Here is a 14,089-nt window from a genome sequence, read left to right on the forward strand (position 1 = left end):
GGTGTTAAATCTCACGACGATTCGTGACTTCTGCATTTAATCGATTGTGAAAACGGATTGAAGGAACTTGAAAACGTTTTACTTAAAATAAGTGTGTATACGCACCATCAAAAACGGGGAAACCCGTTTTTCTATTGATGTGGAATGAGAATGATTTTCAATAAGGGGAGGAACAGAGCGTGCGAACATGCGAAGAACATATCGAGCGATTAGCGACCGAGGTGACGCTTCAATCGTTCATGAACAGCTACATCAGAGAAGTGAACCCGGGCGAATGGGTCAACGAGAGACCGTTTGATGCATCCGAGACATCCTCTTTTTATTGGATGAAGCCGTATCTCATCGAAATCAAACGTCGTTCCATCATCGGACGCCACGAGATTGGAATGATTCGTGAAGAGACAAAAAGCGGATGGCGGGAAGTTTCAGCCATGTCCTGTATCATCACCTGTTGCATCAAGCTTCAACAAAAAGACCCGAATCAAACGGACTTACTCTTTCGCGTTCTTGACAGTCACCGGACAGTGCAATTGATTTTAGAGGAACAGCTGAACGCACAAGAGCAAGAGACGTTCATCGATTATGAACAACGCTTGTGGTGTGGTCATTGGTTCCATCCGACCCCGAAAAGTAGAGTCGGTATGACCGACTGGCAACAAAAAGCGTATGCGCCTGAATTCCGTCAGCCGTTTCAACTTCACTATTTTACAGTACATGAGACATTGCTCGAAGAACGTTCAGGTAGCAACGAGACGATTAGTCAGCTGATGAAAAATCAACTGGGTAACTTGATTCAAGCGACAGAGCAAGAGCGAATCATTCCAATTCATCCGCTTCAAGCCGAGTATTTGTTACGTCAGCCGACAGTCGAGCAATGGTTTGAGCAAGATATTATCCGTTATCACGGCGCATCTGGACCACTCTATAACGCAACTTCGTCGATCCGGACCGTCGAATCACTCGACCGAAGTCATATGTTGAAGTTATCCATCCCTGTCCAAGTGACGAACTCAAGACGCGTCAACAAGCGACACGAATTAGAGGCTGGTTATTTGATGTATCGCTTGTTTTGTCATCTGTCTCTGCCTGATACGTTTGACCTTATTCACGATCCTGCATATTTAGCGATCCGGACTAAAGAAGAGACCGGATTCGAAGTCATTTTGCGAGAGCCAGCACCCCACGCGGTAAATGTTGCGGCACTCGTCCAACCGGCATTACCGAATTCAGAATCGCTCCTGCTGCGGCTCATCCGGCAGTCGGGATCAATCGCATCGAAACATGTCACTCGGTGGTGGAAACAGTACCTGGAGTTGACGTTAGGAGCGATCGTTACACTATATGAGGAACAAGGAATCGGACTCGAGGCGCATCAGCAAAATAGTCTCATCACATTCGAAGACGGATGGCCGGTTCGATATCACGTCCGGGATAATCAAGGCTATTACTTAGCAGACACGAATCGAGATTCCTTTACCCTGCTGGAACCGGAACTGAAGCATACGACGTTATTCTACCCAGAAGAAGTCATTGCTGAGCGTTTGACGTACTACATGATTTGGAACCATCTAGCGAGTATCATCGACCGATTGGCAGCAGACACATTATTGAAGGAAGAAGTTGCTATCGCGTTACTGCACGAATGGTGTCAAGTACGAGTTAAAAGTCTAGAAGGGCGAGGCAGAGCTTGGCTTTTGATGTTGTTAGAATCGCCGACACTTCCATACAAGGCGAATTTACTAACACGCCTACAAGGACTCGATGAACTTGAAGTCGAGGGGGAACGGGTTTGTTTCATCGACTTGGATAATCCGTTACGGGAGGGCAACTATGCTTTACGACAGCAAAACACGCATCTGCAAACAACTTCTTGAGAGTTTGTTATTCGAGCGGATTCTTCCTTTTACTGAAATGATTGTCGGAATGAAGAATCGTTTTACATTCCACATAAAAGATAGTGAAGTGACAGTCGAAGGAAAACGCGGTCCTTTCGACCGAATCCGGCTCGACATCACGACGTTACGCTCATCGAAGTCATCTGGCGTCAACGACTGGTTTGAGCATCTCTTGACGCAGTTGCCGATCCCGGACGACTTTCAGGAAGAGTTGCGACGTACACATGATTTCGATGACTTGTCGCAGCGACATCGTCTACGAATCCATCGAGCAGGCTTAGATTATGAAGAGTTGGAGCAGACCATCATCGAAGGGCATCCCTATCATCCTTGTTATAAATCAAGGATTGGTTTTTCGCGAGCTGATCACGAGGCATACGGACCTGAAGCGGGCAATCGCTTCCAGTTACATTGGATTGCCTTACCTTCTACGCTCGTTCAAGGGAATGGAATCCTACCTATTCCACTGATTCTTGGAGAACCGCTTCTACATATGTTTTTAGTCAAACTGGAAGAACTCAAGCAAACCGATTATCAGATTCTTCCTGTCCACCCATGGCAATGGTTACGTATCAAGCAAGAGGTGGCACAAGTCGGAGGTGTCGACTTAGGCGAAGGTGGGGTATTCGTGCAAGCGACGCAGTCGATTCGAACCGTTTTTTGCCCAGGTCAGCCCGAACTACCGCATATCAAATTGCCGCTCGACTTGAAGCAAACGTCAGCCGTTCGGACTTTTTCCGTGCCGAATATCGTGGCAGCTCCTGCAGTATCGGATTGGTTGAAAAAACAGGCGAGTGAATTGCCGATGACGTTGTTATCTGAATTTGCTTCATGCGTCGGCTCGAGCGGTCCACTTGCGGGTCGGGTCGGCTGTGTCTTTCGTGAAAACGTCTTGACGTATGTTCACAAGGGGGAACAGGTCATTCCCTTGACAGCACTTGCTCAAATCGAGGTGGATGGACGACATTTTTTAGGACCGTGGTTGGAACGATATGGTCATGAACGGTGGCTTCGTCGATTCTTCGTCGTCTATCTCGAACCAGTCATCCGACTCGTGACCGAGAAAGGCATCGGTGTGGAAGCTCACGCCCAAAATACGTTACTTGTCTTACGGGACGGATGGCCGGAACGGATCATTCTCCGCGATTTTCATGATAGCGTCGAGTTCGTCACCGAGTTACTCGACGATCCATCGGATGTACCCGATTTTAAGAGGCTACATCCTGATTTTGATGCACCGCTCAATACCTATTATGAAATGTCACACCCGCTTGCCTTACGCGAGCTGCTGTACGACACATTATTCGTCTATCATTTGACGGAACTAGCGTATCAACTTGAACTGACGGAGAACTTGAATGAAGCGACGTTCTTTGATTGGATGCATCAGACGATCGAGGGGTTGCCGATCGATCGAGACCGACTAGAACGAATCGGATGGTACGAACAAAGAGTAACGGCAGAAGCCTTACTGGCACCACGGTTTGGTTTGACGAATCAAATCGATGTAAAAAATTCACTCGTTCAACAAGGAGAGGAAGACGATCATGCTATGGATTGAGAAAGAATGGGTGACAGAAGAAGAATTGACGACACACGAACTGGTGAAGCAATCGTTCATAACGGAAGGGAAGACCGTAGCCATCTGTACGTCAGATACAAAAGCATGGTTAGCCCTCTGTCTTGCGATGCGACGCATGAATGGAACAATCCTTCCCATTCATCCGGAGACGCCTGTTTCTGGTGCTGAGCGTCTAGCGATACAAGCCGGATGTGGCTATTTGATTTATCAAGAGACCATCATTCCGCTTCCGGAAGCGGAAAAACGTGCGGGTGGATTGATTCAATTCAGTTCCGGTACGACGGGGCAACCAAAAATCATTCACCGGACATGGGAGTCGATCGAGACGGAACTGAATGCTTATACGAACAGTTTTCCGCTGACGACGAAAGCGACGATCGTTGCTTGTCCGACGACACACTCATTCGGATTACTGTGTGGAGTGTTTGCGACTTTGAGACGCGGAGCAACACCAGTCATCCTACAAGACTTCTCACCACGTCATGTGCTAGCAATCCATCGTTTGCATCCGGACGCTATCATCTATATGGCACCGGGACTAGCGTATGCGATGAGTTTGTTCCCGGAATCCGTTCACGCAGTGATGATTTCCGGGATGACATTACCAGAAAAGTGGTTCCGTTCGATCGAACGGAAGACACGTCATTTGCTTCAACAATATGGCTGTTCAGAAATCGGCTGTATCGCACTTCATCCAAATCCGCCGAGTCCGCAAGCGATCGGCTTTCCACTAGAGCATCTTGAGATTGAAACTGGAACGAAGGAAAAACCAGCAGAATTAGTCGTTTCGCAACAAGGCATACGGATTGGTACGAAGGATTTAATGTACGTTGAAGACGGGCTGCACTTTCTTAGCCGACTCGATGAGATGATCAATGTGTCTGGCTTATCTGTCTATCCCGGGGAAGTCGAAGATGTCTTGTATCAGCTGCCGACCGTCGAGGCTGTCGTCGTCTTTAAACGAATGGATGCGTTCCAAGGAGAGCGCGTCTGCGCTCAACTCGTGACGACGGCATCGGAGGAAGAACTAAAACAACATTGCAAGAAGCATCTCGCACCTCATCAACGACCGACGGAGTGGCAACTCGTTGAGCAAATTGAGCTATCTGCGAATGGGAAAGTGAGTAGAAAACGATTGGGGGAACAAACATGTCCCGTTTAACGATTGCGCAATTCGAAGATATACTGACCGAACAGCTCGAATGGTCATCATCTGTCGCTATTTCGACAACAGACTCTCTACGAGATGATCTAGGACTGGATTCGATGCGCTTGATTCATCTGTTGCTTCACCTTGAATTGGAACACGGATTAGTGATTCCCGATGAGCACATGTCAGCCCTTCCCAAAATGCGAGTAGAAGAGTTGATGTCTGTTTTACAGGAGGTCATTCATGATTAAAGTACACTGTCTCGTCAGTTGCGTCTGCGAGACGATCAAACGATCGGACGCGGACCATCGTCCCTATTACTTTGGCGTGTGGGATTCTTCGTTTTCCTTGTCAGCCGATTATGTCCTCTCGCATCATGATGAAACAATCAACCATCAGGAGATGCTTGTTTGGTATGAACGTCTTTACGGAATCCCAGTCGAAGAATGGTACGATCACAAACAATCAAAAGAAGAAAACATCACTCAGCTGATTCAACGGATTGAACAGAAAAATATGGACGAGTCAGTGATCGTCATGTTGGATTTAGCTAGTCTACCTGAGCGCGAAAATAAATTTCACCATGATGTGTTTCCCCACTACGTCATGTTAGAGGCGACAGAAGATCCGGAAATATGGCATATGCTTGATCCTGATTTCCGGTATGAAGGTGAACTAGAAAGAGAACGTATTCTTGCAGCAGTACGCCATCGGGCTGTCGCTGGTGGGTTTGCGTTTCGAAGTACGGATGTTCGAATACCGAATGCGACGACGGTAAGTGCGTATTTCATGAGTTGTATAAAAGTACAACATCCATTGACTGAGGCAGTCAAACGTGTTGTGCATCACTATCGTGAACAACCTGAGGGATTACCGAATGCATTAAAGCAGTTACCTGTCATTGCCATTCGAAAATATGCCTATGAGCATGCATTTGCTTATTTATATGAGGCGATCGGACGCGACTTGCAGACATCTGATTTTGAAGAATGGACGGATGAGGTTGAAACATTAGTCAATCAATACTCTGTCATCCAGCATCGGGCTGTCAAATACGCTGTAACGCGCCAACCGGAAGTGTACTTAGAAATCGAACGATTGATCGAAGAACAATGGGCACGGGAGAGTACAATCAAACGGCAACTCGTCGACACGTTCCATGCGTATCAACGACAGGAGGGAATTGAACATGAAACTCGCACTCTGTACGATCAGCTATCGGCATCATCTGCGTTCATTTAATGATTTGATCGATTTTGCTTCAGAAGAACACTTTGACGCCATTGATATTTGGGGAGTTCATGCTGAACATTTAAGAATGGAAGAAGTCGATCGGCTGAAGTCGTCCCATCTGAACGTCAGTATGTTGAGTCATTATTTAAATTTAAACGCACCGATGTCAAAACTACTTGCGGAGACGAAACGACTCTCGCGATTAGCGACACGAATCGGAACGCAGCGCATCCGCATCTTTGCGGGGAATGAGGCGAGCCATACCTTATCCGATGCCAAATGGGATCAACTCGTTTATCGGTTGAAGGGGATTTGCCGTGTCCTTGATTCTGCAGGACAGCGATTATTACTTGAATTTCATCCGAATACTGCAACAGATACGGTAGAGGCAACGATACGTTTACTGCAAGCGATCAACCACCCGGCATGTCGGATCAACTTTGACGTCTTACACGTCATCGAATCAAAGGCAGATCCCGTCGAAGCATACTTCAGACTCGCATCGTATGTGGATCACCTACATTTAAAAACAGTGGCGAATGTTGATCAATTTTCAGTCTTTGAACCAACAAATGTCTATGCGGCAAGCGGATCGCGGGAAGGGATGGTTCCATTGTTCGAAGGCATCGTCGATTATCACCAGTTCTTTGAAGACGTTTCAGGTCATCTCGATCACTTGACAGCAAGTCTCGAATGGTTCGGTCCTGATCCAGACAAGCGTTTAAAAAGTGATCGACTTCTTATTGTTCAAGCACTTGAAAGAGTACCCGTTTTGTCAAAATGATTCGAATCGATGGGGTTTAAACGTCAGCAGAAAAGGCAATTCCTCTACTGTATGTCATTGACTATCGTGTCCCTTACAGAAAGGATGTTGAAACATGTCAGAACGTGTCTTCATTAGTCCCTCAAAGTATGTCCAAGGAAAGGATGTCATTGACCGGCTCGGTACATATGTGAGCCCGTTCGGTGAAAAAGCGCTCGTCATCGCGGATGATGTCGTCTGGAAAATCGTCAAGGAACGTGTTGAGCATTCGTTGTCCGGCGAAAACGTCGGCATCGAGAAAGCGGACTTCAGTGGTGAAGCCTCACGGCATGAAGTGAAACGAATCGCTGAGCAAGCACAAGCGGCAGATGTCCGGTTTGTCATGGGTGTGGGAGGCGGAAAGACGCTCGATACGGCAAAAGCCGTCTCGGATGAGCTGAACGTGTCCGTCGTCATCGTTCCGACGCTTGCTTCGACCGATGCCCCGACGAGTGCCCTCTCGGTCATCTATTCTGACGAAGGGATTTTTGAAAGTTATCGCTTCTATAAGAAGAATCCCGATCTCGTTCTCGTCGATACGAAATTGATCGCCCAAGCACCAGCCCGTTTCTTCGCGTCCGGAATCGCCGATGCGCTCGCGACGTGGGTCGAGGTCCGGAGTGTCGTCGCTTTTGGTGGACAAACGATGGCAGGGGGACGTCCGACGATTGCGGCACAAGCGATTGCCAAACGGTGTGAGGAAGTCTTGTTCGAGCATGGTCGCTTGGCGTATGAATCCGTTCAGGCGCAAGTCGTCACGCCGGCACTTGAAGCCGTCGTCGAGGCAAATACGCTCTTAAGTGGACTCGGCTTCGAGAGTGGTGGATTAGCTGCAGCGCATGCGATCCATAACGGGTTCACGGCGCTTGACGGTGAGATTCACCACTTAACGCATGGTGAGAAAGTTGCCTTTGGTACACTCGTTCAACTGGCGCTCGAAGAACATCCACAAGAAGAAATCGAGCGGTACATCGCGCTCTACACGGATCTTGGCTTACCGGTGACGCTCGAAGACGTCAAGCTAAAAGATGCGTCGCGTGAAGACATCGTCAAGGTCGGCGAGGCAGCGACTGCTGAAGGCGAGACGATCCACAGCGGTTTCAACGTCACGGCGGACGAAGTCGCGGATGCGATCATCGCAGCTGACCGCTATTCGAAAGCGTATCTAGCGAAACATGCTTCTTCCTGATTGATGCGTTTAAATCCGCTTCCTCTACCGAGAGGAAGCGGATTTTTTATGGGCTTTCGTCGAATGACGCTTGAATTCTTCTTAAAAACACGCTATCGTTATAAAACGTAATGATTACGATTTGATTCAGGTAAAGGAGTTTTTGTGATGACGGATCGATATGAATGGGTGATTGTTGGCGGAGGAATTCATGGAATGACGGTATTCAATGCCTTACGTGAAAAAGGAATCGATCGGGAGATGATACGGATCATCGACCGTCATCGGCAACCATTGATGAACTGGCGTAAACAAACCGAACGGATCGGCATGCCTTACCTACGTTCAACTCGGGTGCACCACACTTCGACGAATCCGACGAGTCTCAGGCATCATGCGGAAGAACAGGATTATACACATCAAGCCTTCAAGGATACATACGGACGGCCATCCTTGGAATTATTCAACGACCATGCTCTTCAATTGGCGAAGCAAAATGAAGTGGAGGCGAGCTGGGTCCAAGGGGAAGTCACAGGACTAAGACGAGAAAGCGGAACGTGGATTGTCTCGACAGACGAAGGCGAGTTACGAACAAACCATGTCGTTCTCGCTCTCGGACAATCGGAACATCACGTCATGCCAGAATGGGCGAAATCGGCGCGTCACGTTTTCTTATCGAAGCACGATACACCACCGGTCGTCATCATCGGAGGTGGGATTAGTGCTCTGCATCATACGATTCAATGTGGCGAGCGCTATCCCGGGCAGGTGACCCTTCTTTCACGACGTCCGCTCGAAAAAAGTGCATTCGATGCCGATCGAAAATTCATGGGACCAAAAGGATTGACACCATTCAAGTCCTTGTCGGCTAGCGAGAAACGAGCGCTGATCGTACAGGAGCGTCGCCCGGGAACGGCAACACAGGATTTGATTCAACGTGTCCGTCATCTGATTCGAGAAGGAATCATCAGTCATGTGATTGGTGAAGTCGAGCAGGAAGTCGAAAGCGGAGTAAAGCTGATGGATGGTCGTATTCTCACCGCTGAATCGATTATTTGCGCAACGGGTATCCGTCCGATGGTCGTTGAAGGATCTTGGCTTGAAGCCGTCCAGCAAGAGTTGAAGCTGCCATTATCTCCTTGCCGGACACCATTACTAGATGAAGAAACCTTTGAATGGGGAGAGAATCTATTTGCGACAGGTAGCCTCGCTGACTTAACGGTTGGTCCGTTCGCTCGCTCGATTTACGGAGGACAAGCCGCAGCGCGTGCGATCGCCTCGACGATTGAAGCGAAACAGACAGAAATGCTCGTCTAACACTATATCGCTATCCCCGTAAACATTACGAGAAGTCATGTTTACGGGGATTTTAATGAAAGAAAGACAATCTTATCAATTCAACGAATTAGTCTAGTAAGATTTAACGCTAGTCGCTTGCTATCATCATGAAAGTAAGTTGACTCATTTGGGTGTAATTGGATAAAATGTAAAATTAGATGGAATTCAAAAAAGGTACCCCGGACGGAGTACCTTAAACGTATTTATAGGAAAGCGAGTGGGTTGACACTGCTTGCTGCAGACGAGCCGCTGTAGGTGTAGTTTCCACGGTGGATCTCGAAGTGCAGGTGAGATCCGAATGAGTTACCAGTGCTACCGACAGCTCCGATGTTCGCGCCTTTCGGGATTGATTGACCGACAAAGACAGAACGTTTGCTAAGGTGAGCATACACGGTTGTGTACGAAATACCGTTCACTTTATGTTCGACCATGACATGGTTACCATAAGCTCCCTGATATGATGATTTGATGACTTTTCCGGCAGCAGCTGCTTTAACGGGTGCTCCAGTCGGTGCTCCGAAATCGATGCCGTTATGGAACGTGTAGCCGTACTTACCGCTAGCATTCCCGTAGCCTTGCGTGATTGGTCCGCTTGTCGGACGCATGAATCCAGTCGATGAAGAGAACGATGCTTTTTTCGCTGATTTATTAGAAGTATTGTACTTCTTGACGTAACCAGAATAGACGTAGCGTTTTTCACCTTTATGCATGATTTTCGTCCAGTTCCCTGTCTGACCGAGGTATTTGAATGTTTGACCCGCATTGACGCCGTCGACGATACGGTGTTTTAACGATGGACCAGTCCGGACGCGAAGTCCATCTGCTTTAATCTTTACTTTATACGATGAGCCAGAAGAGGCTTCAACTTTACCTGTACCCGTAGCTGCAAAACCTGAAACAACGAGGGCGCTCATTGCTAACGTCGTGATTGTTCGTTTCATGAATGTTCCTCCTAAGTTGAATATCTAGTGTTGTCGTCGGAATGACATCTATAGAAGTGGATGCGTTTAGTGTGTGTTGAAGTGAGTGATGCGGTCATTTGACTAACGAGAGTATAGCATTCAAACATCAGACCTTTGTGTTTCAATTCGATTGCTAAAATATATTCTAATAACATTTGTTGTAATATTGAGTATCCATTCAATTCGAAAATCCTTTAAAATCAAGATGAATTCGTGTTACAACGAGATGAATTTGATGACAAAACGCAATCGTGGGAAATGATGAGAAAGTATGGGACTCTAATAAGAAGAGAGTAGGTAATGGGATGGATTTGACGTTTACAGTAAATCAAAAAAAGCTTAACATTCGCGCAGTGGCGCTGTTGATTCAAGATGGACATCTTTTGATTCATCGTCAAGGAGAAGATGATTTTTGGTCATTACCGGGAGGGCGTGTCCAGTTCGGTGAAAGTGGTGCCAAAGCGATCGAACGTGAGATATTAGAAGAACTCGGTCAGTCGATTGAGCCACCGGTCTTCCGTTTCCTCCATGAAAATTTCTTTGAGTACGCCGATCACCAGTTTCATGAACTAGGGATGTTTTATGAAGTCGTTTGCCGAGAGCCACTGCCACTTTCGACGGAAGACTTTTACGGTCCAGAAAGCGAAGGGTTGACGTATCGCTTCGTTCCATTCGACAAACTGGATCAGTATACATTGTATCCAAGCGAATTATCAAAAATGATTCAAACAAATGTGTTTCCGACGCTACTGACGAATGACATCTGACTTTTCTGGAAAAACGTTTATAGATGTATCGCAAGGGAATGGTTAATCATGTAGTTCATTCCAACAGTGATAAGGGAGCTGATCGTTCATGAGAGAAGAACAGTTCGAAGCGATGCATCAAGAAGCACGAGGGCAGACGCAGGAACAACAACCCGGTGTCGAGTACGCCATGAAACCAGAACCAATCTACGATGATCCAGATTATGTCGGTTCAGGAAAACTGACAGGGAAGGTCGCGCTGATCACGGGCGGGGATAGTGGAATCGGTCGTGCCGTCGCTGTCGCTTATGCGAAAGAAGGGGCAAACGTCGCGATTGTGTACTTAAATGAGGGGAAAGACGCTGAAAAGACGAAATCGTTGATTGAAGGCTACGGGGTCAAAGCCTTAAAAATCGCAAAAGATGTCAGTCAGCCAGAAAATGCACAAGCGATCATCGATACGGTCATTGCGGAGTTCGGTCAATTGAACATTCTCGTCAATAATGCCGGAAAGCAATTCCCGCAAGATGATTTCCTATCAATCACACCAGATCAATTGAAGGAAACGTTCGAGACAAATGTCTTTTCGATGTTTTATTTGATTCAAGCGGCGCTTCCTCATCTGCATAAAGAAGATACGATCATCAATACCTCATCGGTAACAGCCTATCGTGGGGCACCAACGTTGATTGATTACTCGGCGACGAAAGGAGCAATCACGACATTGACACGTTCACTCGCCTCGAGCTTGATCGAGAAGGGAATCCGCGTTAATGCTATCGCACCGGGTCCGATTTGGACGCCTCTCATTCCAGCGACATTCTCAAAAGAAAAAGTCGAAGCGCATGGGGAAGATACGTTAATGAAACGCCGAGGACAACCGTCAGAAAATGCACCAGCTTATGTCTATCTGGCTTCTCGTGATTCAAGTTACGTCACGGGACAGACGATTCATATCAATGGCGGCGATTACATCACGTCTTAAGGGGGAGAACAAGATGAAGAAGAATCCGAATGAAGTGCCTGAACGCGAACCGGATCATCAACCGGACGAAGTCCCGCAGACACCACCGAGCGAGGTGCCAGATACACCACAGGAAGACCCTGTTCGTCAGCCGGAACCGGATACGTTCCCGGAACCGACTGAAATTCCCGAAACACCGCAGGAAGATCCAAATCCATATTAATGAGTCGAACGTAGTCACCATCCAAGAATCGGATGGTGATTTTTTCGTGATGGATAAGAAAAACCGTCTTGACAGTCAAACTGTATGGTGAGTATGATACAGAAGAGAAGTGTATTATTGTTTTAATACATTAAACAAGAAGGGGAGGTCTACCGATGCAGTTCGATCAAAGAAGCCCGGTGTACCTGCAGGTCGTGCGTTGGTTCAAACAACGAATCGCGACCGAGGAATTGCAAAGCGGGCAAGAAATCCCGTCCCGACGCGAAATCGCCGCACAGCTCGGAATCAATCCGAATACCGCACAAAAAGCATACAAAGAGATGGAGGAGCAACAATTGATTACGACAGAACGGAATGTCCCGAGTAAGATTACACGTGATCCACAAGTCGTCCAAAAAGTACGGGCCGAGATGCTTGAAGAAGCGGTCTCTGAATTCATCGATGCCGTTAAGGCAATTCAAATTCCACTCGATGAGGTCGTCTCGAAGGTCGAGACCGTCTATCAGGAAACGGAACGGAGGAAGATCGATGCTTGAAGTCCATGGCTTACAAAAGAAGTACGGGAAAAAACCAGTCCTTCAAGGTGTCTCATTCTCGGTCCCGATGGATCAACTGACGTGTCTGATCGGTTTGAATGGTGAAGGGAAATCGACGATCCTGAAGGCAATCGCAGGTCTCGTCCTAGTCAACGCGGGAACGGTTCTCGTCGATGGCGAGATCAACCGAAATAAAATCGCTTTCGTTCCGGATATCCAGACGATGCCCGGTTACATGACGGTCGGCGATGCGCTGACGTATATGGCGGATTATTATTCCGACTGGAACCCGGCGACAGCGGATGAGCTGATGCGGATCTTCCAGCTACTCTCGACAGATAAGATCACGGACTTATCAAAAGGGAACCAGGCGAAGGTCAGCTTGATCCTCGGATTCGCTCTCGATCGTCCGTACTTATTACTCGACGAACCGTTCGCTGGAATCGATCTGTTTACGAAAGAACAGATTGCAGGATTATTCTCGAGTCATTTCATGGAAGGGCGCGGTATCCTGATGACGACACACGAAATTCAGGAAATCGAGCATTTGATCGACCGGGTCGTCTTCTTACAGGATGGTCGAATCATCGATGAACATGAGACGGAAGAGATGCGGGAACTTTACGGGAAATCGGTCCAGGACCGGATGCGGGAGGTCTATCTGCGATGAAACAATACATACAATTGACGAATGAAGAGATTAAGCGGAGTTTTAAGATATATGTAATTTTTGTACTTGTGATGGCAGCAATTGAGTTAGTATCGGTCGTTGTAAACGTCAAACTACATGAACGCAGAGTCGAAGACTACTTGAAGTCAGATGTTGTCACTTTATATGAAGCACTTAATGAAGTTGGGAAAATATCGTTTGTAGATACAACAACTTTTTATAGTTACGCTACGATGGTTGGCATGGCACTAGTCCTTATTTATACAGTCCAGATTTGGTACCGGGATTGGATTGGAGAAACGAAATATATTTATCGTTTATTGATGCTTCCAGGAAATCGAATAAGCATTTTCTTCTCGAAGTGGACGACATTACTTTTAATCATTATGAGTTTTCTCGGTATCCAATGGTGTTTAATCCAAATTGGGAATCTGTTGTTTAATTGGTCTGTCCGAGTTGATTATCTGGATAAAGATAGTCATCGGACACTAGGAAGTACATTAGGCGAAATATTCTCGCTCAATTTAACGAATTTATTTGTAATTCTTGCAGTATCAATGCTTATCGTGAGTTTTATCTTCCTGCTTGTTTTAATCGAGCGGTCCCACCGAAAATGGACTGGTCTTCTGCGAATGGGAGTCGAGATTTTCTTCATGATTATTTTTACTGTGGCAGGTCTGTATTTCTTAGAGCAAACTAAATTATTGTTGAACCCAGAAAAATTGCTTGTATTGACTGGGCTATTCGTAATCTATTTTGCTTATGTGATTTGGAGAAGCCTTCGTTTACTAAAATGGAAAATTACGGTTTAAGGAGGACA

At 46.9% G+C, this 14,089-nt stretch carries 15 protein-coding genes; 14 read left to right on the forward strand and 1 reads right to left on the reverse strand.

Annotation, left to right across the window (positions count from 1 at the left end):
• Positions 1–179: 179 nt before the first annotated feature.
• The 8 genes from N179_RS02540 to N179_RS02575 all read left to right on the forward strand — a co-directional run bounded on the left by N179_RS02540 (position 180) and on the right by N179_RS02575 (position 9,147).
• Complete coding sequence (locus N179_RS02540; protein WP_058713312.1) at positions 180–1,874, forward strand: IucA/IucC family protein; 1,695 nt, start codon at positions 180–182, stop codon at positions 1,872–1,874.
• On the forward strand, positions 1,831–3,456 hold the full coding sequence (locus N179_RS02545) for an IucA/IucC family protein (RefSeq protein WP_075642098.1): 1,626 nt from the start codon (positions 1,831–1,833) through the stop codon (positions 3,454–3,456). Before N179_RS02540 ends, N179_RS02545 begins: the two co-directional genes overlap by 44 nt.
• Positions 3,443–4,639, forward strand: coding sequence for an AMP-binding protein (locus N179_RS02550; protein ID WP_075642099.1), 1,197 nt, complete (start codon positions 3,443–3,445; stop codon positions 4,637–4,639). The genes N179_RS02545 and N179_RS02550 overlap by 14 nt, the downstream gene beginning before the upstream one ends.
• Positions 4,627–4,878: a phosphopantetheine-binding protein gene (locus tag N179_RS02555; protein WP_023467837.1), complete on the forward strand. Its 252-nt coding sequence runs from the start codon at positions 4,627–4,629 to the stop codon at positions 4,876–4,878. The genes N179_RS02550 and N179_RS02555 overlap by 13 nt, the downstream gene beginning before the upstream one ends.
• On the forward strand, positions 4,871–5,869 hold the full coding sequence (locus N179_RS02560; protein WP_058713583.1) for a DUF6005 family protein: 999 nt from the start codon (positions 4,871–4,873) through the stop codon (positions 5,867–5,869). Before N179_RS02555 ends, N179_RS02560 begins: the two co-directional genes overlap by 8 nt.
• On the forward strand, positions 5,817–6,644 hold the full coding sequence (locus tag N179_RS02565; protein ID WP_058713584.1) for a sugar phosphate isomerase/epimerase family protein: 828 nt from the start codon (positions 5,817–5,819) through the stop codon (positions 6,642–6,644). The genes N179_RS02560 and N179_RS02565 overlap by 53 nt, the downstream gene beginning before the upstream one ends.
• Positions 6,645–6,738: 94 nt before the next feature.
• Positions 6,739–7,851 (forward strand): glycerol dehydrogenase, encoded by a 1,113-nt coding sequence (locus N179_RS02570; protein ID WP_023467840.1) that lies wholly within the window; start codon positions 6,739–6,741, stop codon positions 7,849–7,851.
• A 147-nt stretch (positions 7,852–7,998) separates the two neighbouring features.
• Positions 7,999–9,147 carry an FAD/NAD(P)-binding protein gene (locus N179_RS02575; RefSeq protein WP_075642100.1) on the forward strand — a complete coding sequence of 383 codons (1,149 nt, stop codon included), beginning with the start codon at positions 7,999–8,001 and terminating at the stop codon, positions 9,145–9,147.
• A gap of 224 nt (positions 9,148–9,371) precedes the next feature.
• Here the strand turns inward: N179_RS02575 and N179_RS02580 are convergent, their stop codons facing one another.
• Complete coding sequence (locus N179_RS02580) at positions 9,372–10,109, reverse strand: peptidoglycan DD-metalloendopeptidase family protein (RefSeq protein WP_058265243.1); 738 nt, start codon at positions 10,107–10,109, stop codon at positions 9,372–9,374.
• A gap of 326 nt (positions 10,110–10,435) precedes the next feature.
• Here N179_RS02580 and N179_RS02585 point away from each other — a divergent pair, with 326 nt between their 5' ends.
• The 6 genes from N179_RS02585 (at position 10,436) to N179_RS02610 (ending at position 14,081) form a co-directional block, all read left to right on the forward strand.
• Entirely contained in the window at positions 10,436–10,897 is a 462-nt protein-coding gene (locus tag N179_RS02585; RefSeq protein WP_075642101.1) for an NUDIX hydrolase, read from the forward strand.
• A gap of 88 nt (positions 10,898–10,985) precedes the next feature.
• Complete coding sequence (locus N179_RS02590) at positions 10,986–11,861, forward strand: SDR family oxidoreductase (protein ID WP_075642102.1); 876 nt, start codon at positions 10,986–10,988, stop codon at positions 11,859–11,861.
• A 13-nt stretch (positions 11,862–11,874) separates the two neighbouring features.
• Entirely contained in the window at positions 11,875–12,063 is a 189-nt protein-coding gene (locus N179_RS02595; protein ID WP_047396090.1) for a hypothetical protein, read from the forward strand.
• A 155-nt stretch (positions 12,064–12,218) separates the two neighbouring features.
• Positions 12,219–12,599 (forward strand): GntR family transcriptional regulator, encoded by a 381-nt coding sequence (locus N179_RS02600; RefSeq protein WP_023467846.1) that lies wholly within the window; start codon positions 12,219–12,221, stop codon positions 12,597–12,599.
• Positions 12,592–13,269, forward strand: coding sequence for an ATP-binding cassette domain-containing protein (locus N179_RS02605; RefSeq protein ID WP_075642103.1), 678 nt, complete (start codon positions 12,592–12,594; stop codon positions 13,267–13,269). The genes N179_RS02600 and N179_RS02605 overlap by 8 nt, the downstream gene beginning before the upstream one ends.
• Entirely contained in the window at positions 13,266–14,081 is an 816-nt protein-coding gene (locus N179_RS02610; protein WP_075642104.1) for a hypothetical protein, read from the forward strand. Before N179_RS02605 ends, N179_RS02610 begins: the two co-directional genes overlap by 4 nt.
• The last annotated feature ends 8 nt before the right edge of the window (positions 14,082–14,089 follow it).

This window comes from Exiguobacterium indicum HHS 31, from assembly GCF_001939065.1.
GTDB classification, from domain to species: Bacteria; Bacillota; Bacilli; order Exiguobacteriales; family Exiguobacteriaceae; genus Exiguobacterium_A; species Exiguobacterium_A indicum.

Coding starts and splice junctions, on each gene's coding strand:
- N179_RS02600 (WP_023467846.1), top strand. CDS start 12,219: ATGCAGTTCGATCAAAGAAGCCCGGTGTACCTGCAGGTCGTGCGTTGG.
- N179_RS02610 (WP_075642104.1), top strand. CDS start 13,266: ATGAAACAATACATACAATTGACGAATGAAGAGATTAAGCGGAGTTTT.
- N179_RS02560 (WP_058713583.1), top strand. CDS start 4,871: ATGATTAAAGTACACTGTCTCGTCAGTTGCGTCTGCGAGACGATCAAA.
- N179_RS02570 (WP_023467840.1), top strand. CDS start 6,739: ATGTCAGAACGTGTCTTCATTAGTCCCTCAAAGTATGTCCAAGGAAAG.
- N179_RS02575 (WP_075642100.1), top strand. CDS start 7,999: ATGACGGATCGATATGAATGGGTGATTGTTGGCGGAGGAATTCATGGA.
- N179_RS02595 (WP_047396090.1), top strand. CDS start 11,875: ATGAAGAAGAATCCGAATGAAGTGCCTGAACGCGAACCGGATCATCAA.
- N179_RS02585 (WP_075642101.1), top strand. CDS start 10,436: ATGGATTTGACGTTTACAGTAAATCAAAAAAAGCTTAACATTCGCGCA.
- N179_RS02565 (WP_058713584.1), top strand. CDS start 5,817: ATGAAACTCGCACTCTGTACGATCAGCTATCGGCATCATCTGCGTTCA.
- N179_RS02550 (WP_075642099.1), top strand. CDS start 3,443: ATGCTATGGATTGAGAAAGAATGGGTGACAGAAGAAGAATTGACGACA.
- N179_RS02605 (WP_075642103.1), top strand. CDS start 12,592: ATGCTTGAAGTCCATGGCTTACAAAAGAAGTACGGGAAAAAACCAGTC.
- N179_RS02545 (WP_075642098.1), top strand. CDS start 1,831: ATGCTTTACGACAGCAAAACACGCATCTGCAAACAACTTCTTGAGAGT.
- N179_RS02555 (WP_023467837.1), top strand. CDS start 4,627: ATGTCCCGTTTAACGATTGCGCAATTCGAAGATATACTGACCGAACAG.
- N179_RS02580 (WP_058265243.1), bottom strand. CDS start 10,109: ATGAAACGAACAATCACGACGTTAGCAATGAGCGCCCTCGTTGTTTCA.
- N179_RS02590 (WP_075642102.1), top strand. CDS start 10,986: ATGAGAGAAGAACAGTTCGAAGCGATGCATCAAGAAGCACGAGGGCAG.